The sequence below is a fragment of the Cyanobium sp. NIES-981 genome (assembly GCF_900088535.1).
Lineage (GTDB): Bacteria > Cyanobacteriota > Cyanobacteriia > PCC-6307 > Cyanobiaceae > NIES-981.
The window spans coordinates 848,904-872,230 of sequence record NZ_LT578417.1; the positions used below are offsets into that span (position 1 = coordinate 848,904).

Genomic DNA, 23,327 nt, shown 5'->3' on the forward strand with positions numbered 1-23,327 from the left:
GACGTCCACTAGCCAAGAGGAGCCATGAGACCGGTGAGCCTTAGGAGCCTGGGCAGATTGCTGTATCAATTCATTACTTCATCAGGCAAACGGCCTTTCTTAAAGGCTTCCCTAGAAGATCTGGAGGCTCTAATAGATGAGTCATCCTCCGCATCAGAAACCTTCAGGCTCCTCGGAATATTTGATGAACTTACCTACCGGATCACATCGCCAGAACGGCGAGATCGGCTCAAGACAAGAATTGCAGATCAGCTACTCCGAATTGAGAGGATCAGATTACCGATTTCGTCTGACAGGAAGAAGATTTCAGAACTAAGAGCAAACCTTCTTTCCACGTACGCAGAAAAAGCAGAAGCCGAGCGGAAAGCGAAGGAAGAGAGCGCTGCTGAGCAGTCAAGTCTCGAAGCGGAGGCAAAGGCACAGAGAGCGGCCAGGGAGGCCGCCGCCGAGAAGGCCCGACTGGAAGCCGAAGCCAAGGCTCAGCGTGAGGAGGCTGAACGGAAGGAGGCCGAACGGAAGGCCAGGGAGGCCGCCGCCGAGAAGGCCCGACTGGAAGCCGAAGCCAAGGCTCAACGTGAGGAGGCTGAACGGAAGGAGGCCGAACGGAAGGCCAGGGAGGCCGCCGCCGAGAAGGCCCGACTGGAAGCCGAAGCCAAGGCTCAGCGTGAGGAGGCTGAACGGAAGGAGGCCGAACGGAAGGCCAGGGAGGCCGCCGCCGAGAAGGCCCGACTGGAAGCCGAAGCCAAGGCTCAGCGTGAGGAGGCTGAACGGAAGGAGGCCGAACGGAAGGCCAGGGAGGCCGCCGCCGAGAAGGCCCGACTGGAAGCCGAAGCCAAGGCTCAGCGTGAGGAGGCTGAACGGAAGGAGGCCGAACGGAAGGCCAGGGAGGCCGCCGCCGAGAAGGCCCGACTGGAAGCCGAAGCCAAGGCTCAGCGTGAGGAGGCTGAACGGAAGGAGGCCGAACGGAAGGCCAGGGAGGCCGCCGCCGAGAAGGCCCGACTGGAAGCCGAGGTCTGGGTAATGCCAGATCTGGATCTCACTGCGAGCCGTCAACTCGAAGAGCGTGCCGAGGCAGATGCGAGGCCTGATGCTGCCTCAGGGAGCTTTTCCCAAACGCCTCCGAGCAAAGGGATTACGAGGAGAATGTCTCGCGAAGAAGAAAAAGAAGAGCGTCGAGAACTAGCGAGGCTAAGAAGGCTTGAGCGAGAGGGAGAAGCAGTCGAGCAGTCCGAAGACGAGCTGACAGAAGCTGACCTGGATGGGGAATTTGAACCGGCCGAACCGTTTGCGCCATACCTGAGAGGGATCCCGGAACACTGGTCTGACTGGTCAGAACAGCACTGGAATATCAAGCTCCTTGATTATTGCTTTGTTCAAAAGGCAAACGAGAATAGCAGCCAGGGGATTCCGTCAACGGAAGAAGACCTTGCCTTCGTAACGGGCGACAGAGAGGCCGATCCCGCCGCTATAGCCCAGGCCCTTGTGGACCGCGTGCGCGAGTTCTCTTTTAATCGTGGATTGTCGCCTGCGCGGCTTCTCATCAAGAGATTAGAGACATGGGACTACAAGCAACCTGGTCCGCCAAGATATTTTGCCTTCCTGTGGACGACATGCCTTATTGCTCAGGGCTTCCCATCCCCCTTTGAGAAGGGTGAGTTTCACAGACGCTATGAGCGAGATGATGTGTATGGTGCCAATGAAACTCAGTTTCTTAGCAGGAATCTCCCGGCCGCCTGGGTACGACTCTCAAAATGGCTTGATAGAGACGATATTTTTGACGCCCATGCCCACAGAAGACTAGTCTTACCAAGAACAGACCCCCGACGGTCTATTATTTCGCATTCCTGGAAGCTGTCATTTCCATGTCGCTCTGATCGCAAGAGGTTGCATGACATCCTAGGGAGAGTGGATAAGGCGCAGACTTCGCAGAAGAGCGTCGACTTGCAACTTATTTCTAGTATCAATTATCAAGGTGGCTTCACCCCTGAATTCACAGCTGCACTCAAGCAGCAGATTGATCTTTTACAGAAAGGTAGCCAACCAGAGGAATGGCTATCGGCGATCATTCGACGGGAGATTGAAGCGGGAGGATCAAGTCAAGTTCAATCAGAGCAAAAGAGACAAACCAAGGGACTAAGAGACATCCCTCCGAGGGTAGTGCTTCATCTAGACGACGAGGACTGCTATCTCGAGATGGTTGTTCCCAGTCAATCAGTTGCCATCGAGAAGGCAAGACGCCTCAGCCACAAGACATACTGCGCAATCACGCTTGAAACCAAGGAGAAAACGCCGCGAGTTATTGGCGAGCTTGATATTGATGGCAAACAAGAGGATCTGATCATCCCAGAGCTACGGGTGAAGATTGCAGAAGAAGGCGAAGAATATGTTTTAACGCTTCGGCACGAAGGCCTTGATAACGCGGTCCTTGCTGAGTGGAGATGTGAGGGCCTGATAAATAGCAAGCCTTATATCCTATTTGATTCCGAGACAAACGAAATCATCAAGGATGGAGCTTTGATTGGATGCAGCTTGTCTCTTCTGGTCAGACGTAGTTGGGATGTTGATCTTTCGGACGGCATTGTAGAAGAAACTGAGGAGCCAATAAGAGTGTCAAAACTAGGAGAATGGCGCCTTTTTCTGCTGGCAAAGACGGGCCCACCAGAGAAGCCTGGAACAATCTCTCTTGCCAATGCCCAAGGCGAGAAGTGTGATATTTGCTGGGTCAACACTGGCGCTGGCAAACCTAACAGCAAGCCAGTTCTCAAAGGATTGAGTCTCCCAGGGCAAGCCAATCGATTCGTTATGCTGGCAGAGAACCCAGAACTATGGCTTCCACCTGCAGTCACAGATGCACAGATTGAGATTGTTAAAATAGAAGATGACGAGTTTTATATGCCCATCGGATTTATTCAGGTGCCCTCTACCGAAGGCTGGCAGCAAGCAGGGGCACGAAAACTCATTGCCAGTCCAGGCCTCTATTCGGTTCGTGTATCTTATCTTGAAAACACAAGCACAAAGACGCGAAAATGGTCCAGAAATATCATGATTGCCGAACAACCCGATATCCGCATACTTAAGCCAGCATCATTGCAAGCCAAATACAGATTCAAAGATATATTGAAAGTGCTAGATATTGAGAGAGATGTTTCACCCTTGGTTTTTCAGGAGTCTCATGATTTCTGGAATGCCGATTGGCTGATAATTGGCCTGTGGCCACATGAAAAGATTCGCGTGCGCCTGGCCGGGGATGAGGAGAATTACTCACGAGTACTTTCAGCAAACAGCTCAGGCAGCTGCGAGATCCCCATTTCTGCATTCGAACCGTATCTGCTATCGAGAGAATCAGTAATTTTCTCAATTCAGAGACAGGGGTTTATCTGCCAATACCAATTGGGCGTGCTTAACGGGCCAACAATCAGAGTTGACCAACAATTAACCCAAGCCACAGCGCCATCTACTGCTACATCAACTAAAGCTCCAGCAAAAAAAAGAAGAAGTGTTGACATGCTTGAGATTGTCGTCTATGGCATGAGAAGCGAAAAGGTCCAAGACATGCTGGCCGTAGAGATTGAAGCTCTGATGGAGGATAGTTTTGGGCACTTAGAACGAAGAACGGTAGAGTACCCCGATACAAAACGTGCTCCAGGGAGACGGTTTGTTTTTCACAGAATCAGTCTTCCCAGTCTTGATAATGAAGATAAAGACAAGTTGCGTGCTGGGATGGATTCATTAGTTGGCTCAACTGCGAAAAAGTCGGGCCTTGATTTCAGAGCTGAGTGGAAGAGGGGAAGAGAATGAGGCCATCCGAAATAAAGCAGCTTATTGTCACACTCTTATCGAGTGCTCGCAAGCTCGATGATCCTAGTCACTGTCTTGGGATGACATACTGGCAGATCTGTACTCACATTGAAGCGCTTCTTCCACCAGATCAAGAAGTTGTAGGTGAAAAAGGGTTGAGGGAGCGAGTCATTGAACAGCTTGAGGCTCTTGAAAGCGAATTTGAGATCGCCTCAAGTGGTGAGAGTCGAAAGTCGTACAGAATGGGCGCCCCCAGTTTGATCATCGAGAGTGAAGCGCCACTGCGTGCTAAGTATGTTGGCGACCGAGCCTACTTCACTACAGTTGTTGAGCTCCTTGATGCTGAGTGTGATATAGATACTCGGCTGATAGAGACTGCCAAGACCGCTGGGGAATCCAGAGAAATCCTTGAAGCGAGAGGAATAGCTGTGCAAACGGAGGACATGCTGTTTCAGTTCCTTCCCGAACCCGCACTGCCAACTGAAATAGAGCTATCGATGTCAGAGCAGGCTTGTGACGAAGATATTCGGGGAGATCTGGAAGTCTATATTCCACGGCGTAAGGATTTCTTCGCAAGCCGTTGGGTCAATTCTGATGTAGCTCTTCCAAGTGAGATGAGTCAGCTTCGCCGAGCTAGAGCGAGTTCATTCCTCACTCGAAAATACGACGTAACGTATTTCTGGGAGACAGCAGCTTGCCTGTATAAGCTGAGCAAGGATCAGGCAATGCTTGCGTCGTACCGTATTGATCTTGACCGAAATGAGTCAAGACTACTTGATCTCGATAGGCCTATCCCAGCCCATATCAGAAACGAATTACCAAGCGCCTATCGTGCATTGATTGATAGATACACTGAAAGAATTCCGGACACCCAGTTTACGAGCGACAGCGGTGATAGACGCCCAAGGTATATGCAAGTCCGATTCAAGCACAAAGACTTATTCGCGAAACTGCTTGAAACAAAGCTAGGAATTAACAAGCCGCTGGCGTAAACAATATCCATCCCTTCAGCTCCCGCCACTCCACCAATGCCCCTCGACGCAGTCTCTTCAGCCACCACCACCAGGGACAGCCTGGTTGACTATCTCATTGCTGCCTACCCGATTAACGACGCTGCTCTCAGGCGCGGGTTTGAGGAGCTACTGAGGCAACCGGGGACAATTTCTCAGGATCCCTACCTGGAGGGAAACCAACCCTATGAGGCTGGAAAGACCCTTCGGGAGTTGTCGGACGAAGGTCTCCTCGATCAGAGGATGCTCCAGCTGTTCGAAGCTGACCGGCCGTTGTACGCGCATCAGGAGGCAGCCGTCGTAGCCGCTGTCAAGAATCATGCAAACATCGTTGTGGCGACAGGAACCGGCTCGGGTAAGACGGAATGCTTCCTGATCCCAATGCTGCAGCGCCTGCTCCAGGATCCTCGCCCAGGCATGCAAGCGTTGATTCTCTATCCGATGAATGCCTTGGTCAACGACCAAGTCAAAAGGCTGCGGAAGCTGTTATGCAAACAAGATCAAGGCCCAAATCTGATTCGATTTGGCTTCTATACAAGTCGTACTGAAAAAACTCATGGCAAAGCTGAGGAAGCACTGCGACGTGAGCTGATGGGAACGGACCGTGAAGAACTGCTCTCTCTCTTCGATGAATCTGAAAGGAAGAGGATAGTAGGTCTTCCCCCCGTCGAGCTTGTTGAACAAGCCGCAACGAGGGTGATGCGCGTTCAGGCCATTTCACGAGAGGAAATCTGGAGGACACCTCCCCAGATATTGATCACGAACTATTCGATGCTTGAGCATATGCTCATGCGGCCAAAAGAAAGAGGGGATATCTTCGAGTCATCCAAGCATTTCAGCATGCTGATTCTGGACGAAGCACATACCTACAGCGGTTCAACCGGGACAGAAGTGGCGATGTTGCTGCGGCGCTTCAAGCTGTCAATGGGAATTGATGCAAGTGGAAAAATACAAGCCATTGCTACCAGTGCTTCCTTAGGTGATCCACGTCAGCCGGGGATCAAGCAGAAAGTCTGCAGCTTTGCCTCGCAGCTTTTTGATGAGCCCTTCAGCGAACAGCATCTGGTCTGGGGCACCAGAGTTAGCCCAGACAAGCGCTTCGGCCTTACTTACGAAGTGGATACATGTCCCGACGAAGAGCTGTATGAACACTATGAGTCTCTTGATGTTGGATCTATCTATGAATCCGTAGAGGCTGCCTCAAAAGCTCTTAAGGAGTTTGTTCCCTCGGTGCAAATACAAACTGCGCTCAAGGAAGCTGGGGATGATGTACACGTGTTCCTTTGGCACGCTCTCGCAGGTCATCCCCATATTCGTCGCTTAATGAAGGTTCTTGGCAACGGGCCGTTGCCGTGGACCCAAGTCGCAACAAGCCCTGAGTTGTGGTCGATTCCTCGTTCACTGGACGGGGATGTGGAACCGAAGGAGCTGCCCCGTGTTTTGAAAGCACTCTCCAATCTGGTCCAGCTCGTGACCAGTGCACGGCTCAGACCTGATGAACAACCGCTTGTTCCCGTTCGCTTGCATCTTCTCTACCGAAGCATGGAGGGACTATTTGCATGTATCAATCCCCGTTGTCCAGGTGCTCCTGCAAGCGATGAAAACACCCGAAATGTCATGGGTTATGGAAGGCTGTATCTAGATCGGCGCACGCACTGCGAATCCTGCGAAGGTCCAGTCTTGGAGTTATCCTCGTGCCGAAAATGCGGTGAAGTCTATTCTCTCGCCATAAGCAAAGGCAATATTCTAGCTGAGGTGCCGCGCGCGATTGAGAACATCGAGGAGAATGAGAGCATTTTGTTTCTGACTCCCGTCCCGAGGCAACTCTTGAGCAGCGATGAAGAAACAGGTGAAGAGGATGAAGGCGATGAGGAACCCACAGCTTTGGAGAAACTCATTACCTTGAATGGCGGCTATCAGCTAAAGCCTATTCTGATCGCGGACGATAACAGCCAGTGGCAAGTAATTGAAACAGAAGCAAGGGCTTCAAAGAAGGAGAGGTTTCTGTCGGCGGACACCTTTCAGCTGTACAGGTATGTCAAACCTAAGGCTAAGCCTGATGCAGAGGGTATTGATCCATCTCCGAACTGCTGCCCGGGCTGTGGTGCCAGGAGGCTTCGGCAGAACTGGATGAGCCGTTTCACGTCGTTTACCGATGCGCCATTGTCTGTGGTCATTGACCGTTTGTTTGATCTCCTCAGCGAGACTAATCATCGTCCTGCAAGCACGACTGACGGGGAATCAGACAAGATTGAAAAGCCAGATTCGAAGATTCTCACTTTTTCAGATGGCCGCCAGGATGCGGCTTACTTTGCCTCAGACTTTCAACGCTCGCATACGGAGTTTCTGTATCGCCAGAGTATCTGGAAAGCTTTCTTAAGAGTGGCCACTGATGAATCAGCCACGATCACAGAAGTTGAGGAAGAATTAAGACAGCTACTCAGAGCGGCTTCCATCCCCCATCCCGATCGAGATCCTGAGCTTCATCATAAGAGCTATGCCAGTAATGAACTGAATCAACATCTAAGGCTGAACAGAGCGGGCAAGGACCTCGACAAACTAGCGGCAAGGAGAGCTCGCGAGGTGTTGCTCTGTGAGTTTGGTTTGCCGTCAGCGAGGAGGACATCCATGGAAGCCCTTGGGCTAGTGGCCTGTCATCTTGATGCCATACCAGATCAGCTTATCGACCAGACTTGTTCAATATTGGGTTGGGACGAGGAATGGAGTCGAAAGTGGGCCGAGGTCTTCCTTTTTGGGCTGACGGATGAGATCAGACTATTGGGTGCAGTGGATATCCAGGATGCCTCGAACTATTACAGCGAGACAGGCGGAGACGAGGCCGGTCGGCCAGGAATCTTAGGCAACAGGGGGCAGCCCCGAGTATTTCTTAAAAAGGCAAAGCTGACGAATGAAAGAGACATCATCTCATTCCAGCCAAGGAAGAATAAGGATGGACAGTGGAGCCAGGTCCAGAACAGGATTGTTCGACTAGTTGAGAAGGGTCTTGGTCATATACCCAGCGGCGAAACGATGAGTGAACTCTTTGACGCGCTTGTTGAATGTGGATTGCTTGTTATTTACCCAGGCCAAGGCTACCAATTGGCATGGAGACAAAACAGCCTCTCAGCATCAAAAGTCGATTGGTATGAATGTCCTCAATGCAAGCAAATCTTCCACAAGCCAGGACTGAGATTGTTGGAGGTCAGCCGCACTCCAAACGCCTTTCTCTGCCCAGCCCATAAATGCCAGGGGTCTTTGAGGGAGCGTAAAAATGGAAATCTGGTCAAGCAGCATTATGTTTCACTGATTCAACGTCGGCCCATCTCCTTGACAGCTGAAGAGCACACCGCTCAACTACAACCTGAAGAACTGTCAGAACGGGAAAATCGCTTTCGATCTGGCGAGATCAATCTGCTGAGTTCCTCAACGACCCTTGAGCTCGGCGTAGATATCGGCGAGCTGCAGGTTGTGGCACTTCGAAACTTTCCTCCATTCGTCAGCAATTACCAGCAGCGGGCCGGACGAGCGGGCCGTCGAGCGGATGGGTTAGCGGTCACTGTGATGTACGGTCAGCGTCGCCCTCACGATCGCTATTTCTTCGAACAGCCTCGCCACCTGATTGCCGGATCAAACAAGGTTCCTAGTCTGGATATTGGCAACTATGCCATATCCAAACGCCATGCACAGGCCGAGTTGATCGGACATTTTCTACGGTTTAGTCATCAACTAGGTACAGAAGACCTAACCGTTGGTGAATTTCTTGGACTCCCTGACTTGGATAGTCAAGAGCCGGTTGAAGTTGAAAGCAAGCAACTCTCCGCCTACTACGCCAAACTGCATCTTTGGCTTGGTGGGAACGAAGCCAAGACTTACTGCAAAAAAATTCTGGGACTTCTAGGAAGTGAGAATTCTGAGCAGGAGATTCTTATCGGCTTAAGAGAAGAAGCTGAGCGTTTTGCGGACGAGCAAGTGGCGGACTGGAACGGCCAAGTAAGAAACTATGCCGATGTCTTTTCAGAGTGGAAGGAAGTGCGTGACCGCATTGATAAACAATCAGCGATTAAGTCTGATCGTCTTAGCAAGGCTCGTAGTGCGATCATAAGCGAACTTAAAAAAATCCGTGCGCTAAAGCTTCATGATGTTCTGGCTCAGGCCAGCATTCTTCCGATCTACGGCTTCCCAATCGATGTTGTTCAGCTGCTGACGCAGCGAAACGACACATGGGTGGGAGGTATCGGAGGCCATCGTCTGCAGCGCGACCGTCGCATGGCCCTTACGGAATATGCACCAGGCCAAGACGTCGTCGTTGATGACCGCGTCCATCGGTCGGTTGCTGTCGTGCGCCCCATTGACCTAGCAATGAGATACTACTGGGTCTGTGACCAATGCAATGTATTTGTCAACAAGAGCAGTCAGGCTGATATTAAAAAGCACCTTGAAAATCAAGCCGGTGACTTGGAATGTCGTGTTTGCGGAGCTGAGGTCAAGGAAGGCAAGGCAGGTGTTGGAAGAGCCTATGTGATCCCTCGATCCTTCAGCACCAACTGGTCAGAGACTCCCAAGATTACACCGTTCAGAAAACCATTGCGGCAGCCGACCTCTCAGGTCTTCCTTGCCCAGGAACAATCGGACCAGGATCTTGATCTGACGGCTATTAAGCCGAGTAAGTTTTATAAGCTGGTAACTAGCAGGTCAGGAGTCTTCTTTTTATCCAACCAAGGACCTCGAGGTCGATCCGGTTCATTTGCAACGAGTGGCTACAGACTATGTAAATTCTGCGGCCTGGATCTGTCTTCGCAGATTAAGAGTAAATGTGGGAAGAACTCTCGTGGTAAACAGCCTTTTCAGAAGATGGAGCATTCAAATCCCATCACTGGTAAGGTTTGCACGGGCAATCCTTTACTTTTGCATCTTGCACATCAGTTTCGCAGTGACTTCTTAAAACTCCGCTTTACCGAGGAAGCGAATCTGCCTCCCCTCCTTGGCAAGTTCATGAATATCGAATCAGGAAACAGCGTTGATTCCGTTTCCCAGGATGAGGAGGCGACTGACGAGGTCGATCCCGATGGGTCCAGTTTCTGGCGCTCGCTGACCTACGCCTTGCTCGCTGCTGCTTCTGATGTCATTGATATCGATCGGTCGGAGCTTGATGGCCTGTTTCGCCCTGTAGAACATAACGTTAACGCTGCCGAGATTGTTATCTATGACAACGTGGCGTCTGGAGCCGGTCACAGCAAGAAGATTGCCGAGATGTTTGATGATGTGCTCAAGCGTACCCTTCAACTGGTCAGTTCCTGTTCGTGTGGCGCTAGCTGTTACAACTGCTTGCGTACTTATTCGAACCAGAGTTTTCACGCTGACTTGGATCGCCATCTTGTTCGTCGATACCTGGAGCCAATCGTCGGTGAGCTGAGCCCAGATCAGTTCCAACGTTCTTTCGCACGTCACTCCAGCTACTTTGATGTCGAAAAACTGCCAGAGCTTCTGACTCAGTATGTTGCAACAGCACGTCAAGGCACGGCTTTTGCACTTAGGGATCTCAAAGGCTTCCTTTCGATGAGCATGCTCGAACGGGCAATAGACTCTCATAAGGAGAATGATCAGCCAGTACTCTGTGTTCTTAATGCTCTTCCAGTCAATGAGGGGAATACTGCCAGCAAGTTCACTCGGCGCAAGCTGGCCGATTGGATCGACTCTGGCTACCTAGACCTTTATCATAATCCTGATTCTTCTTTGGAGATGTTTTGCCTTGGTCATGGATCTGCCAATGCTGTGGCAGGCCAGATGTTGACTCTCGCTGATCGAGAGCCAAGAAGTATCATCACAAGGAGTCAGCAGGGAGTTGGTGATGCATACCTGAAGATCCAGTCTCTGGCAGAATCAAGCAAGCAAGTATCTTCCTCACAGCTGGAGGATCCTGGAACCAGGGTCTTCCGCTTTAAGCCCACCAGCTATTCCTACGGCATTGATGATCTTCGTACCATGATGGGCTTGTCGGACGTCTTAAAAGATAAAGTGCTGGCATCAGCGGATTACTCTGATCGCTATTTCGAAAATCAGAGAGGGCATTATGCACTAATGCTTGTGGAGCTACTAGATGGGCCCTGGCTCAAGAAGGAAAGTCAGATCACTATCCATACCAACCAGTTAAGAGAAGAGTTTCTCGGTGGCAACGACCTCTCGCGGCAAGAAGCAATTAAGCTTCAGCTTAGAGATTATCCGAACTTCCGCTTGCGTTGGCGTAACTACAACATGCCAGGTCCAAAGCTTGAGCATGCACGCACGTTGAAGATTGTATGTGCTGATCGTTCATCTTATCTCGTCACGTTCGACAAAGGGCTTGACTTTGTCAAGCGCACATGGGGCAAGAATGAATTCGAAGTGACAGAGAAAACCTACGTGATGATCGAGCCTGGATAGGAATCATACAAATCCCATCCGGTAGTGGTGGGTTCCTGCCCCCACCCCGACTTCATCAACCCCGCTCACTTATCGGGTTGACAACTGTCGCGCAGGTTTCGCAGGCTGCGTCTATCGCCGGCTCTACATGACGTGACCCCCTTTATCGGTCCAGTCCTTATGAGAGTGGGTGGTCATGGTCATGCTGCAGCTCCTTGTTGAGCTGCCTCCAGGGGCGTACGCCCCTGGAGGGCCGAATGCGGCCTGAGTGAGTTGTACTCCCATCGCCAGCGATCGGCCAGGATCTGCGCCTCCGGGGCTGTAGTGAACAGCTCGGTGTTGAGGAATTCATCGCGGAAGCGGCCGTTGAAGGATTCTGCGAATCCGTTCTCCCATGGGGATCCCGGCGCGATGTAGGCCGTGCTGGTGGCGCTGCTGGCCTCGCACCAGTCCCGTAGGGCCTGCGCAATGAACTCCGGGCCGTTGTCCGATCGGATGAACGCCGGTGCTGGGTAGAGGCTGGTGAGTTCCTCCAGCACGGCCACCACGTCTTTGGCCTTGCAGCGCCTGCCCACCCGGATCGCCAGGCAGAGGCGGCTGTGCTCGTCGATCACGTTCAGGAACTTGAGTCTGCGGCTGTCCGGCGACAATCTGGTTGAGGGGTCGCGCCGATCTGGTTGACCGCTTCTGAGGGGGTCTGCTGAATCCGGTTGCCATGCGCAGGGCACCGGGCCATGCCTGCTCCCCTCACCGCTCAACAGATTGCGCTGTACATGGGGCCTCCTGAGAAAAGCCACATCCACTGCAGCGCAATGGATGTGAGCAGTTTTCTCGGCTAAAATGTACGAGATTGGGCTCGTTTGCGCCCAAAAGCCGCCCAGAGTTTTCCACATGTACCGACGTGAGCATCGTGATCAGCTCTCGTTCGAGGACTTCTTCCTGCCGTTTGGAGGAAAGCTCTCTGGTGACAATCGCTGGATCAAGCTGGCTGAGCTGATCCCATGGGATGAGCTGGAAGGTGACTATGCAGCTCAGTTCTGCAAGGGCTTTGGCGCCCCGGCAAAGCCATTTCGCATGGCACTGGGCGCCCTGATCATCAAGGCCCGCATGGGGCTGACTGATGAAGAACTGGTTGAGCAAATCAAAGAGAACCCCTATCTCCAGTTCTTCATCGGCCTGGAGGCATTTCAGTACTCGGCTCCGTTTGACCCATCAATGATGGTGTACTTCCGGAAGCGGCTGCCAGATTCGGTCGTGAATGACTGCAATGAACGAATCGTGCGTCACGGTCTGAACGTGATCCGTTCGTCTGCAGTTGATGAGCACGACAGCAGCGATGGAGGCGGAGCCGGGAGCGCAGCTGATCAGAAGATTGAATCCAAAACGCCACGGCCAAATCAGGGGTCACTGCTGATTGATGCGACATGCGTTCCGGCAGATATTCGGCATCCAACGGATCTCTCGCTGCTCAATGAAGGCCGAGAGCTCACCGAGACTCTGATCGATGCCATGTATTCGCAGGTCAGAGAGTCCTTTGGTCACAAACCACGAACGCATCGGAAGCAGGCCAGGCAGCAGTTCCTCGCCGTGGCCAAGAAAAAACGCCCTCGGTTTCTCAAGATCCGCAAAGCGATCAAGCAACAGCTTGGGCATCTCAAGCGCAACCTTGCCAACATTGACGCCCTGACAGCCTGTGGCGCAAGCCTTCTGGCGGCTGGGCGGCATGCCTATCAGAAGCTGTTGGTTGTCAGTGAGCTGGTCCGCCAGCAGAACATTCTCTATCGCTCAGACACCAGAAGTATTCCCGCTCGCATCGTCAGCCTCTGTCAAGCGCACATCAGGCCAATTGTTCGCGGCAAGGCGAGGTGCAATGTTGAGTTCGGCGCCAAGATCTCACTTTCTGTCACCGATGAAGGATTTGCTTTCCTGGATCGGCTGAGCTTTGACCCCTACAACGAAGGGGAAGATCTGAAAGTTCAGGCCCAAGCCTATCGTCGTCGATACGGCTGCTATCCGGAGGTGATCTGCGCTGATCAGATCTACCGCACAAGATCAAATCGGGCATTCTGCCAGCGTCACGGCATTCGGCTGAGTGGGCCTCGTCTTGGTCGCCCGAAGAATGATCCGGAGTTGGTGGCAGCCGAGAGGCGGCAGTTCGTTGATGATCAAAGGCGGCGCAATGCTGTTGAAGGCAAGATCGGTCAAGGCAAGCGTCGCTATGGATTGGGATTGATCCGAGAGAAACTGCCGGCAACACAGGGTTCATCCATCGCGATGAATGTCCTGGTCATGAACCTCCAGAAGCTCCTGGAGCTTCTTTGTCTCTATTTTGTGCTCTGCTGGCAACTCTTGGTCTCCGCCGCACGGGCTCTGAGCTCCAGCAGCAGAGAGCTGAGTTGTCAGCTCAGCGGGGCCTGAGGATCACTCAGAGGTCGCCCGGGCAGGCTCATTGTGGTGCGCATTGCCCGCGGCTCACTTTCTCAGGAGGCCCTACATGTCCAAACGACGAGCCGGCAGCCGCCAGGAGGTGGCTGCCGCAGCGGCGGGCATCTCGGTGAGCAGTGCCCACCGCATTGATGCAGGCCGCCTCCAACCCAAAGCCGCCAAGCCCCGCACCAGGCGCCGACCCGATCCATTGGCGGAGGTCTGGGAACCACTCTTACTGCCGCTGCTGGAGCGCCATCCAGCGCTCACGCCCACCACCCTGCTGGAGCACCTGCAGGAGCAAAAGCCTGATCAGGACTGGAGTTCGGTGAAACGCACCCTGCAGCGGCGGGTACAGCAGTGGAAGGCACTGCATGGCCCGGCGCCGGAGGTGATGTTCCCGCTGGCCTACCAGCCCGGCGAGATCGGCTTCTGCGACTTCACCCGGGTGAAACGGGTGGCGATCACCCTGCGCGGACAACCGTTCCCCCACCTTCTCTTTCACTACCGCCTGGCCTGGAGCGGCTGGGCCTACGGGCAGATCGTCCACGGCGGAGAGAGTTTCGTGGCCCTCTCCGAGGGTCTGCAGAACGCCCTGGCCGCCTGCGGTGGGGTGCCCAGAGAGCTGCGCACCGATCGGCTCTCGGCCGCCAGCCGCAACCGGGATGGCAGCTACGCCCTCGACATCACCCCCCGCTACCAGGCCCTGTGTGCCCACTACGGCCTGTCCCCCAGCCGCAACAACCGGGGTGTGGCCCACGAGAACGGCATCGTCGAGGGACCCAACGGCCATGTGAAACGGCGGCTGGAGCAGAAGCTGATCCTGCGCGGCAGCTGTGATTTCGAGGAGCCGGCCGAATACGGCGAGCTTCTCGCTGAGGTGTTCAGCGCCCTCAACGCCCCCCGGCAACGGCGCTACGAGCAGGAGCTGGAGCATCTGGCCCCTCTGCCGGCGTTCCGCTTTGCCGACTACGAGCGGCTCACGGTGCGGGTGCGGAGCACCAGCACGATCGAGGTGAGGCAGGTGATCTACTCGGTGCCGCCCACCCTGATCGGCCGTCAGGTCACGGTGCGGCTGCACCACGACCGGCTGGTGGTGTTCCTGGGCAGCGGCTGGGTCTGCCAGCTCCCGCGCGCCTATGGCGCCGCAGGTGAGAAGCGGGCCTGGTGCATCGATCTGGAGCACCTGATCGATGGCCTGCGGGCCAAGCCCCGGGCCCTGCTCCATTGCCGCTACCAGCGCCACCTGTTCCCGGATCAGCGCTGGTGGGAGTTCTGGCAGCAGTTGCTGGCCGGCGGTGAGCGTGACGGTGCGGCCCGGCTGATGGCGGAGGCCCTGTATGTGGCGGTGCGGGTGGCCTCGTTTGAGTTGGTGCTCGCCTTCCTGGAGCAGGCCCAGCGCCGCCAGTCCCTGTCCCTCTCGGCTCTGCAGCAGCGCTTTCGCGTGCCGCCCCGCTGCCCGAGCCTCCCCGATCCCGTCATTCCCCAACACCTGCTGGCCTCCTATGACCACCTCGTCCCCGCTGCCGCGCTCACAGGCGGTGGAAGCGGCCCTGCCGCTGCTGCTCAAACAACTCAAGCTGGCGCGGTTTCGCAGCCACTGGCAGCCGCTGGCCGAGCAGGCTGAGGCCCAGGGCTGGAGCCCGGGCCAGTTCCTCTACGCCCTCTGCGAGCAGGAGCTGGAACAGCGGCAGACCGCCCGTCAGCAGCGGCTGCTGCGCGGTGCCCATCTCCCCTGGCAGAAGGGCCTCGACGGCTTTGACCACCAGCACCTCGATCCCCGCCAGTGGCAGGAGCTCCAGAGCCTGGCGCGGCAGACCACCTGGCTGCTGCAGGCGGAAAACCTGCTGCTGTTCGGTCCCAGCGGGGTGGGCAAGACCCACCTGGCCATTGCCATCACGATGGCGATGGTGGCGCAGGACCAGGTCTGCCGCTTCTTCCCCGCCACCACGCTGGTGCAGCTGCTGCAGAAGGCCAAGGCGGCCTACGACCTGCCGGCGATGCTGCAGAAGCTCGATCGCTACGCCCTGCTGGTGATCGACGACATCTCCTACGTGCGGCGCAGCGAGCTGGAGACCTCGGTGCTGTTCGAGCTGATCTGCCACCGCTACGAGCGCAAATCACTGCTGGTGACCAGCAACCAGCCCTTCCGCGAGTGGGACGACATCTTCCCCAGCGGCTCCATGACCGTGGCAGCGGTGGACCGGCTGGTGCACCACTGCCACATCATCGGCATCAAGGGCGAGAGCTACCGGCAGAAGGCAGCTGCTGCAAGGGTTTCCAGCGATTCCAGCGACCCGCCAACGTAATTGACGCGGGCGTCAGCACCGGCACGATCACCGGCATCAGCGGCCCAGACGTCCAAGACCAGGGCGGCGACGCGACAACTGGCCCACCTGTCGAGGCAATCTCCCCGCGCAACCAACCAGATTGACGCGCCGCGACATGCCTGGTCACGATCCAGTCCTCATCGGCAGTTCAGGCCTGCAGCAGGGGCAAAACCGGTGCCGCTCACCGGTCAACCTGATTGACGCCACCCTTCAACCTGATTGACACGGGACAGCGGCCATCAGCTGTGGCATCGAACTGGAAGTCCATGGCCCACACCTGGTGGGGATGCTCAGCCCGGTGACGCCGCACCGAGCCGTCAGCGGGCCGTGCCCGCTTTCGCTTTCTGGGTGTCGGCCGCTGCAGGCCTTCCTCCCGCCAGAGTCGTTGCACGCGCTTGTGATTGATGGTCCAGCCCTCCCGCCTGAGCAGCCGGTAGGCCATCCGGCGGCCCCAGCGGATGTGCTCCGCTGCGATTTCGCGGAGGCGATGGCGGAGCTTGGCCTCTTCAATGCCGACAACCTTGCCGGGATTTCGTTGGGTGCTCCGGTGCTGCCCCACAACACGGCAGGCCAGGCGTTCAGAGGCCCGGTAACGCTCACGCAGAACCGCGACGGCTCTGCGACGGCGTTCCGGGCTCAGAAGTTTCCCTCGGCGAGATCCTTGAGCATCGCCTTTTCCAGCTCGGCTTCTGCCAACAGCTTCTACTCCTGCGGAGAAGCCTTCGGCTAGAGCCGGGCGTTCTCCTTCTCCAGCTGCGTCAGCCGGCGGGCCTCCTCGGCCTGCATCCCGCCGTACTGCTGCTTCCAGCGGTGATAGGTCGGCTGTGTCACCTCGATGACGCGGCAGACATCGGCGACGGTCTTGCCCTGGGCGATCAGCTGTTCGGCGGTCTTGAGCTTGCGGATGATCTGCTCCGCTGTGTGCCTGGTGCGTTTCATGCTGGAGTCCCCGGCCCAGTCTGGCCGGCTGATGACTCTCATTCACCCTGGACCGGTTTCCGGGGTCCACGTCATACACATCACCCAGGTGAGCCCCTGACCGATGCCAATGAAACCGGGGACGCCTCTCCTTAATCCCGTGAGACTCTTACACTTGACACAACTGCCAATCTCTCACTATTGCTTGCGTATCCTTGCGCAGGACAGCAAAAGGCAAAAACAATATAAACCTAGTAGCAAGAGGATATTCAGGCTTGACGGCTACCCTGATAGCGGTACATTGCGAGCCACGCGTCCATTGCGGCATCGTGATAGTCAGAATCACTAATTGAATCCTTGAAATTCACGTAATCAATTGCTTGCACCTGTTCCAGGCAGGCCTGTGCCACTCGAGCACGCGGCAGCCATGCACGGAACGAATAATCAGCCCCTTCAACACTAAAGACCTCAGCCTCTGGAAAGACACGCTCGATATGGCCCTCTCTACGGGCTCGAACAAGCAAGCGATCATTGGTCGGTTCTGCTTTGTCAGCGACAATGGAGAGAAATGCGTCGGAAAAAAAGAGCCACACAGATCTTGCAAGGCGATGGGATGAAAGTGCCGTCAGCCAAGCACTACAATACCCCAGCACTCTAGTAATTGCAACTGGGTAGCGTATCCGTTATAGTCGGGCAAGACTGAAGATCGGACTTATGCCCTGCCTTTCTGATCGGTGGTATGTTGGCCTTACTCCAAAAACTCCTGAATACATCGAGGCCGAGAGACACGTACAGGGCATGCTCGATGCTTTCCTTCACGTAATTGAGTACTATTGTAAGGCCTGCGAACGAAGTTTCCCGGCCAGCTACGTAGGAGGTGTGGATAGTTTTGAGCAGTTAAATGACAAAGACAAGGCCTTAATTTGCTTTATCCATCACCATTTGCTCTGTGACGGCATCAGGGCCAATGAAATGCATGACATTCTCTCTTTGGCAGAGATGCATTCGGAACGATTCTCAGATGCCTTGCCCACTCTCCGTGCGTGTCTTAATCTGCCAAGGATGCGTGTAAGCATAAAGAGATACATGCTTGGTGATCATCACTTCCAATGACCGCTAAAGGATTAATCACTTCTTTCCAAGGCAACATTGGCAAAGACAGGCTGAGATGTTATTTTGACAGGCGTAATATATGCATTCACATGCACGCCAGCTCGGGTGGCGGCGAGCATGGATGGTGTTATCTCCTTGCCTTTGCCCTCGCGAGGCGACATCTGTTGCATTTCCCCACCAGCCGCAACTAGCAGCTGGTGCGCATTACCGATGCTGTCAGTTCAGTTGTTCGGCGCAGCGGCATCAGCGACGGCCTGGTGCCTTTCTACGCCCATGGCGCTACAGCCGCAGTGATGATCCAGGAGGACTGGGACGACAGTGTGCATGGGGACGTGATCCACTTCCTCAGCCAGCAAACTCCCAAGGGCATGTGAAAGCATGACGCCCAGGGCGGTAATGTTGATGCCCACCTCAAGGCAGGACTGCTGCCATCAGAGATGATTCCGCTGACCGGTCGTCAACTGGGCATGTCGCACTGGCGGAACATCTTCTTGTGCGAGTTCGACGGTCCCCGCCAGCTGCGCTCATTGTGGTGACGATGCTGGCTAATCCCTGAGCCCGATGCTCTGACCGGAAGCCTGGGGCCGACGGATGTGGCGTGTTCCCTGTGAACTGGTGGAAAGCTTGCGCAGACTGGGATCAGGGGGCAACCCGGCTGCAGCAGCTGCGGCGGGACTTGCTCCAGCAGTTGGCCGATCTGAACGTGGCCGCCGTGGCTGAAGCGGCGGCCTTGCAGATCGATCAGGCGTCGCAGCGGGAGTGGTGGCTGTTGGAGCAACTGGCGAACCAGACGATCCGCAGCTGGCGGGTACAGGGATTCGCCGAAGGGCGGCTGGCACTGCTGGAGCGGCATGGGCTGGTGCGGGGTGACCAGCTCTACTGCCGGATTGAGCGCATCGCCGACCTCCCTGGTATCGGCCGGGGGCTGCAGCACAACCTGCGCCGCCAGCTCAAGGCCGTGGTGCGCCAGCTGGAGCAGGAGCCGCCGCCGTGCCCACCGGAACCGTCAGCCCGCCATGAGCCCTTGGCGCAGCAGCAACTGGAGGTGCTGGCGCAGCGCTGGCAGGCCCTGAGTGACGACACTGCTCGGCTGAGGGGCCAGATGGAGGCCCGTCGCCGCGAACTTGAGCAGCAACAGCAGCAGCTTGACGCCCACTTCTGAAGGGCGACGCCTCGCACCTTGATTCGGGGTTGCGCTGGTCTATCGCACGAAGAAGCAGCGCTCGAGCGGCATCGCCGCGAAGCTACGGGCATCGCGAAAGACAAGCCATGACCCAGCCCAATCAGCCGCGCCGTCCCCTCGGCCGCTACCGCTTCCAAGGCGGTCAGCCCCTGGATCCCGAGACCGGCGTTCATCCCGAGATGGTTGCTGAGCACTCCGCTGGGCCGTTGGCTGCCGGCATCCCCAACACCCCCCAGCAACTGATCGCCATGCAGAACAGGCAGACCCGCCCCGAGAAGCCCGAGCGCGAGCAGAACCCCAAGCTGAAGCAGGTGCTGGATCTGATCGGCACGCTGGAAACCAGCGCCGCTGAGGATCAACAGATCGCCCTGATCCTGGTGCGTCGACTGGAGGACTTCCACGACGGCGTGGTGAAGGAGATGCAGGATGACGCCGATGCAAAGCACAGCCAGATCGTGGCCTGGGCCATCGATGCCGACCGGCTAATGCGGGCCCGGCTGCTGTTGGAGAGCGTGGATCTCGACTGATCCCTTCCCAACGCCAATCCCATCACCATCCACCCCGTCATCACCGCCTCGATGCCCGCCAGCCGCGACCGCCTGATCACCCCCTCCCAGCTCGCCCTGTTCAGCCGCAGCCCCGTAATCGGCGCCTGGTGGGAGGAGGTGCACGCCACCGATCCCGAGCGGGCGCCGCGTCCCAAGGCGAAGGCCCTCGATGACCTGCTCAAAGTCGCCGGTCTGAAGCATGAGGAGGTGCTGATCGCCCTGCTGGAGGAGCGCGGCAAGACGGTCGCCAAGCTGCGGGGCCAACAGGACGACTCCGACTACGCGGCCACCCTGGCGGCCATGCGGTCAGGGGCCGATTACATCTGGCAGGCTTCGCTGCGCAACGGCGAGATGCGTGGCTCGGCGGATCTGCTGGAGCGGATCGAGCAACCCTCGGCGCTGGGGGCCTGGAGCTACATCCCGATCGAGTGCAAGCTCTCCAGCCATCCCAAGCCGATCTACTTGGTGCAGGCCTGCGCCTACTGCGAGCTGCTCACGCCGATCCTGGGGTCGCGGCCGGAGCAGTTCAGGCTCTACCTGGGGGGCAAGAAGGGCGGCGAGCTGTTCCGCACCTACGCCAGCCAGGAGTTCTGGAGCTGGTATGAGCAGCTGCGCCAGCGCTACCGCGATTTCCGCGCCGGCTTCGATCCCAGCTTGGAACCGGAGGATGCCCCCGGCGATCACGGCCTGTGGGAGCCGTTCATCCAGGAGCGCTTGGAGCGCAAGCGCGACCTGATCCTGGTGGCCGGGATGCGCCAGAGCCAGCGCGACAAACTGCGCGCCGCCGGCCTCACCACCATCGACGCCCTGGCGGCCTCAGCCGACGGTGAGCCGGTGCCCGGCCTGGATGCGGCGGTACTGCAGCGGCTGCGCGATCAGGCCCGCATCCAGATCGCCAGCGAAACCCGCAGCGATGGCCGGCCGGCGTTCCAGGTGCGGCCGCGGGAGCAGCAGGCCCGCGGCCTGGCGATGCTGCCGGCACCGGATGCCGGCGACATCTGGTTCGACATGGAGGGCTACCCGGATCCGATCACGGGCGAGAAGCTCGAATACCTGTTCGGTGCCTGCTACCGCAACGCCGCTGGGGAGCTGGCGTTCCAGGGCTGGTGGGCCCACACCCCCGCCGAGGAGAAACGGGCGTTCGACAAGTTCGTGGCCTGGGTGGAGGAGCGCCGCCAGCGGTACCCCGATCTGCACGTTTACCACTACGCCAGCTACGAGAAAACGGCGCTCGGCAACCTGGCCTCGCGCCACCAGATCCACCAGGCCCGGATCGATCAGTGGCTGCGCGAGGAGCTGCTGGTGGACCTCTATCCGATCGTGCGCAACGGCCTGCTGGTGGGCGCACCCAGCTATTCGATCAAGAAGGTGGAACGCCTCTACGACGAGGGCCACAGCGGCGAGGTGGAGAGCGCGGCCGATTCGGTGGTGCAGTACGCCGAATGGCGCAAGTCCGGCGAGCCAGGGGTGCCAGGGAAGGCCCCCGGCCGGAGCCCGCTGCTGCAGGCGCTGCAGGACTACAACGAAAAGGACTGCCAGGTGACCGAAGGCCTGCACCGCTTCCTGCTGGGGCTGCCGGAGCTGAGGCAGATTCCCTTCCGGGCCAACCGGTGGGGCTCAACCGCGAGGGAGAACAACGGGGAGGACGCCGACGTCCAGACCCAGGCCTTCGAAAGGGATCTCGAGGTGGCGGCCCGCGAGTTGCAGGGCGAGCTGCCGGACCTTCTCGAGGATGAAGAAGCCATGGGGCCGCGGGGTCTGAGCTGGCGCGTGCAGCGGCTGCTGGGCCAGCTGATCAACTTCCACGAGCGCGAAGGAAAGGTGGAGTGGTGGGAGTTCTTCCACCGCCTGCAGATGACACCCGACGAGCGGGAGAACGACAGCGAGGTGATCGCCGGGGCGCGGCTGGAGGGCAAGGGCCCCATCAAGAGCTCACTGGGTTTCCACTACCGGTTCGATGCCGACCAGCCGCTGAAGCTGGCCGCCAAGGAGGGCCGCCATCCCATCTTTGCGGTGATCCCTCTGGTTCGCGACGGCGAGCATCTCCAGCCGCTGGAGCCGCTGGCGCTGGCTGATGGCAAGACCTGGAGCGCTGCAGGCTTGCTCGACGACACCAGGATCGATCAGGTCAGCCTGAAGGCGTCACCAACTTCGCTGGCCAGGATCGTCAACCTGCCCGGAGGCCAGCTGCCCGATCAGGCCGATCTGGTGCTGATGCCGAAACTGATCTACCGCACAATGCTCAAGGATCTGGTGCGCCTGGCCCAGGGCTGGGTGTTCGAGCGCCAGCCCCTGCCGCCGGCCCTGCTGCAGTTGCTGGAGCGGCGATCCGTGCCCGAGCTGGTGGCCCTCAATGAACGGGTGCGGCAGAACCCGGCCAGCACCGCGGCTGAACTCAGCGCCTTCCTCCAGCAGGCCGATGGCGTGGGTGTGTCCCTGCAGGGGCCGCCCGGCACCGGAAAAACCACGGTGACCGGTGCCGTCATCGCCCAGCTGGTGGCCGCAGGGCAGCGCGTTGCCGTGAGCTCGAACAGCAATGCCGCCATCAACAACGTGCTGAAGAAGGTTCAAGGCGAGCTGGACAGCCGCGGCTCCTCCGCGCTGGTGGTGAAGGCGGCCAGCAGCTCCAGTGAGAAGAGCGATGTGAAGGCCCTGGCTGGAACCCGTGTTCAAGCCCTCAAGGCCAAGGATCTGCCCGGGAGTCCCGATGTGCTCGGCGCCACGATCTACACCCTGGTGAAGGAGGCCTACGACGGCGCCCCCTTCGATCTGCTCGTGATCGATGAAGCCGGCCAGGTGTCGCTCAGCCACCTGCTCTACATGAGCCGCGTGGCGCGCAACATCCTGCTGGTGGGCGACCAGCAGCAGCTCTCCCAGCCCAACCGGGCCGCCCACCCGGGCGAGAGCGGCTTGTCGTGCCTCGATTACGTGATGCAGGAGCACGCCGTGGTGCCGCCCGATCGGGGCGTGTTCCTGGCCACCAGCTGGCGCATGCCGCCATCGCTCACCGCCGTGGTGTCGGAACTGTTCTATGCGGGCCAGCTGCAGGCATCCCCGGCCAACACGGCCAACCGGGTGCTCTGGAAGGGGCCGCAGCAGGGTCTGGTGTTCGAGCCGGTGGCCCACAGCGGCAACAGCACCCTCAGCGATGAAGAGGTGGACCACATCGCCGCCCTGGTGGAACAGCTGCTGGGCAGGCCCTACCAGAGAGCCAGGTTGGTGAACGGCCAGATGGAAACCTGCGACGGCGTTCTCAGCGGCGAGGACATCCTGGTCACTGCCCCCTACAACCTGCAGGTGAACCGCCTGCAGCGGCGCCTGGGCAGCAAGGCACGGGTGGGCACTGTGGACAGGTTCCAGGGCCAGGAGGCGCCCGTGGCGATCCACTCGCTCACCGCCAGCGATGGCGACGCCGCCCCAAGGGGCATCGACTTCCTGCTGGATCCCAACCGCCTCAATGTGGCGATTAGCCGCGCCCGGTGTCTCTCGATCGTGGTGGGATCCCCCGAGCTGACCACCGGCATCAGCAGCAGCATCCAGAACGTGCAGCGGCTCAGCCGGTTGTGTCGGTTGATCGGCTAGGTCGACGCCACGCTTCGGAATC

At 57.4% G+C, this 23,327-nt stretch carries 12 protein-coding genes and 2 pseudogenes; 10 read left to right on the forward strand and 4 right to left on the reverse strand.

Annotation, left to right across the window (positions count from 1 at the left end; translation table 11 throughout):
- The first annotated feature begins 24 nt into the window (after positions 1–24).
- From CBM981_RS15190 to CBM981_RS15200, 3 genes are all read left to right on the forward strand, one after another.
- Positions 25–3,798, forward strand: a complete 3,774-nt coding sequence (locus CBM981_RS15190; RefSeq protein WP_157665325.1) for a hypothetical protein — start codon at positions 25–27, stop codon at positions 3,796–3,798.
- Between the two features lie 80 nt (positions 3,799–3,878).
- Positions 3,879–4,790 carry a hypothetical protein gene (locus CBM981_RS15195; RefSeq protein WP_157665326.1) on the forward strand — a complete coding sequence of 304 codons (912 nt, stop codon included), beginning with the start codon at positions 3,879–3,881 and terminating at the stop codon, positions 4,788–4,790.
- Positions 4,791–4,826: 36 nt separating this feature from the next.
- Positions 4,827–11,228 (forward strand): DEAD/DEAH box helicase, encoded by a 6,402-nt coding sequence (locus CBM981_RS15200; RefSeq protein ID WP_157665327.1) that lies wholly within the window; start codon positions 4,827–4,829, stop codon positions 11,226–11,228.
- 179 nt (positions 11,229–11,407) lie between these two features.
- Here CBM981_RS15200 and CBM981_RS04395 read toward each other — a convergent pair.
- Positions 11,408–11,848 (reverse strand): annotated as a pseudogene (locus tag CBM981_RS04395) (integrase core domain-containing protein); the annotation flags it as partial.
- A 250-nt stretch (positions 11,849–12,098) separates the two neighbouring features.
- Here CBM981_RS04395 and CBM981_RS04400 point away from each other — a divergent pair.
- The 3 genes from CBM981_RS04400 (at position 12,099) to istB (ending at position 15,940) form a co-directional block, all read left to right on the forward strand.
- Positions 12,099–13,625: an IS5 family transposase gene (locus CBM981_RS04400; RefSeq protein WP_225867339.1), complete on the forward strand. Its 1,527-nt coding sequence runs from the start codon at positions 12,099–12,101 to the stop codon at positions 13,623–13,625.
- Between the two features lie 76 nt (positions 13,626–13,701).
- The gene (istA, locus tag CBM981_RS15790) at positions 13,702–15,258 is read left to right on the forward strand and encodes an IS21 family transposase (RefSeq protein ID WP_087067414.1); all 1,557 of its coding nucleotides are present in this window, start codon (positions 13,702–13,704) and stop codon (positions 15,256–15,258) included.
- The gene (istB, locus tag CBM981_RS04410; RefSeq protein ID WP_304441605.1) at positions 15,173–15,940 is read left to right on the forward strand and encodes an IS21-like element helper ATPase IstB; all 768 of its coding nucleotides are present in this window, start codon (positions 15,173–15,175) and stop codon (positions 15,938–15,940) included. The genes istA and istB overlap by 86 nt, the downstream gene beginning before the upstream one ends.
- Positions 15,941–16,142: 202 nt before the next feature.
- On the opposite strand, the gene CBM981_RS04415 is transcribed toward istB, so the two are convergent.
- The 3 genes from CBM981_RS04415 to CBM981_RS04425 all read right to left on the reverse strand — a co-directional run bounded on the left by CBM981_RS04415 (position 16,143) and on the right by CBM981_RS04425 (position 17,472).
- On the reverse strand, positions 16,143–16,520 hold the full coding sequence (locus tag CBM981_RS04415; RefSeq protein ID WP_157665329.1) for an IS3 family transposase: 378 nt from the start codon (positions 16,518–16,520) through the stop codon (positions 16,143–16,145).
- 167 nt (positions 16,521–16,687) lie between these two features.
- Positions 16,688–16,900, reverse strand: coding sequence for a transposase (locus CBM981_RS04420; protein WP_157665330.1), 213 nt, complete (start codon positions 16,898–16,900; stop codon positions 16,688–16,690).
- A 248-nt stretch (positions 16,901–17,148) separates the two neighbouring features.
- On the reverse strand, positions 17,149–17,472 hold the full coding sequence (locus CBM981_RS04425) for a hypothetical protein (protein ID WP_087067416.1): 324 nt from the start codon (positions 17,470–17,472) through the stop codon (positions 17,149–17,151).
- A gap of 717 nt (positions 17,473–18,189) precedes the next feature.
- Here CBM981_RS04425 and CBM981_RS15795 point away from each other — a divergent pair.
- The 4 genes and pseudogenes from CBM981_RS15795 to CBM981_RS04445 all read left to right on the forward strand — a co-directional run bounded on the left by CBM981_RS15795 (position 18,190) and on the right by CBM981_RS04445 (position 23,305).
- A pseudogene (locus CBM981_RS15795) lies at positions 18,190–18,528 on the forward strand (secondary thiamine-phosphate synthase enzyme YjbQ).
- A gap of 140 nt (positions 18,529–18,668) precedes the next feature.
- Positions 18,669–19,154, forward strand: a complete 486-nt coding sequence (locus CBM981_RS04435) for a hypothetical protein (protein ID WP_087067417.1) — start codon at positions 18,669–18,671, stop codon at positions 19,152–19,154.
- 107 nt (positions 19,155–19,261) lie between these two features.
- Complete coding sequence (locus CBM981_RS04440; RefSeq protein WP_087067418.1) at positions 19,262–19,702, forward strand: hypothetical protein; 441 nt, start codon at positions 19,262–19,264, stop codon at positions 19,700–19,702.
- 51 nt (positions 19,703–19,753) lie between these two features.
- The gene (locus CBM981_RS04445) at positions 19,754–23,305 is read left to right on the forward strand and encodes a TM0106 family RecB-like putative nuclease (RefSeq protein ID WP_087067419.1); all 3,552 of its coding nucleotides are present in this window, start codon (positions 19,754–19,756) and stop codon (positions 23,303–23,305) included.
- The last annotated feature ends 22 nt before the right edge of the window (positions 23,306–23,327 follow it).

Excerpts from the sequence above, each read along its gene's own strand:
- CBM981_RS04420 (WP_157665330.1), bottom strand. The coding sequence starts at position 16,900 with ATGAAACGCACCAGGCACACAGCGGAGCAGATCATCCGCAAGCTCAAG.
- CBM981_RS04440 (WP_087067418.1), top strand. The coding sequence starts at position 19,262 with ATGACCCAGCCCAATCAGCCGCGCCGTCCCCTCGGCCGCTACCGCTTC.
- CBM981_RS04445 (WP_087067419.1), top strand. The coding sequence starts at position 19,754 with ATGCCCGCCAGCCGCGACCGCCTGATCACCCCCTCCCAGCTCGCCCTG.
- CBM981_RS15195 (WP_157665326.1), top strand. The coding sequence starts at position 3,879 with ATGACATACTGGCAGATCTGTACTCACATTGAAGCGCTTCTTCCACCA.
- istA (WP_087067414.1), top strand. The coding sequence starts at position 13,702 with ATGTCCAAACGACGAGCCGGCAGCCGCCAGGAGGTGGCTGCCGCAGCG.
- CBM981_RS04400 (WP_225867339.1), top strand. The coding sequence starts at position 12,099 with ATGTACCGACGTGAGCATCGTGATCAGCTCTCGTTCGAGGACTTCTTC.
- CBM981_RS15200 (WP_157665327.1), top strand. The coding sequence starts at position 4,827 with ATGCCCCTCGACGCAGTCTCTTCAGCCACCACCACCAGGGACAGCCTG.
- CBM981_RS15190 (WP_157665325.1), top strand. The coding sequence starts at position 25 with ATGAGACCGGTGAGCCTTAGGAGCCTGGGCAGATTGCTGTATCAATTC.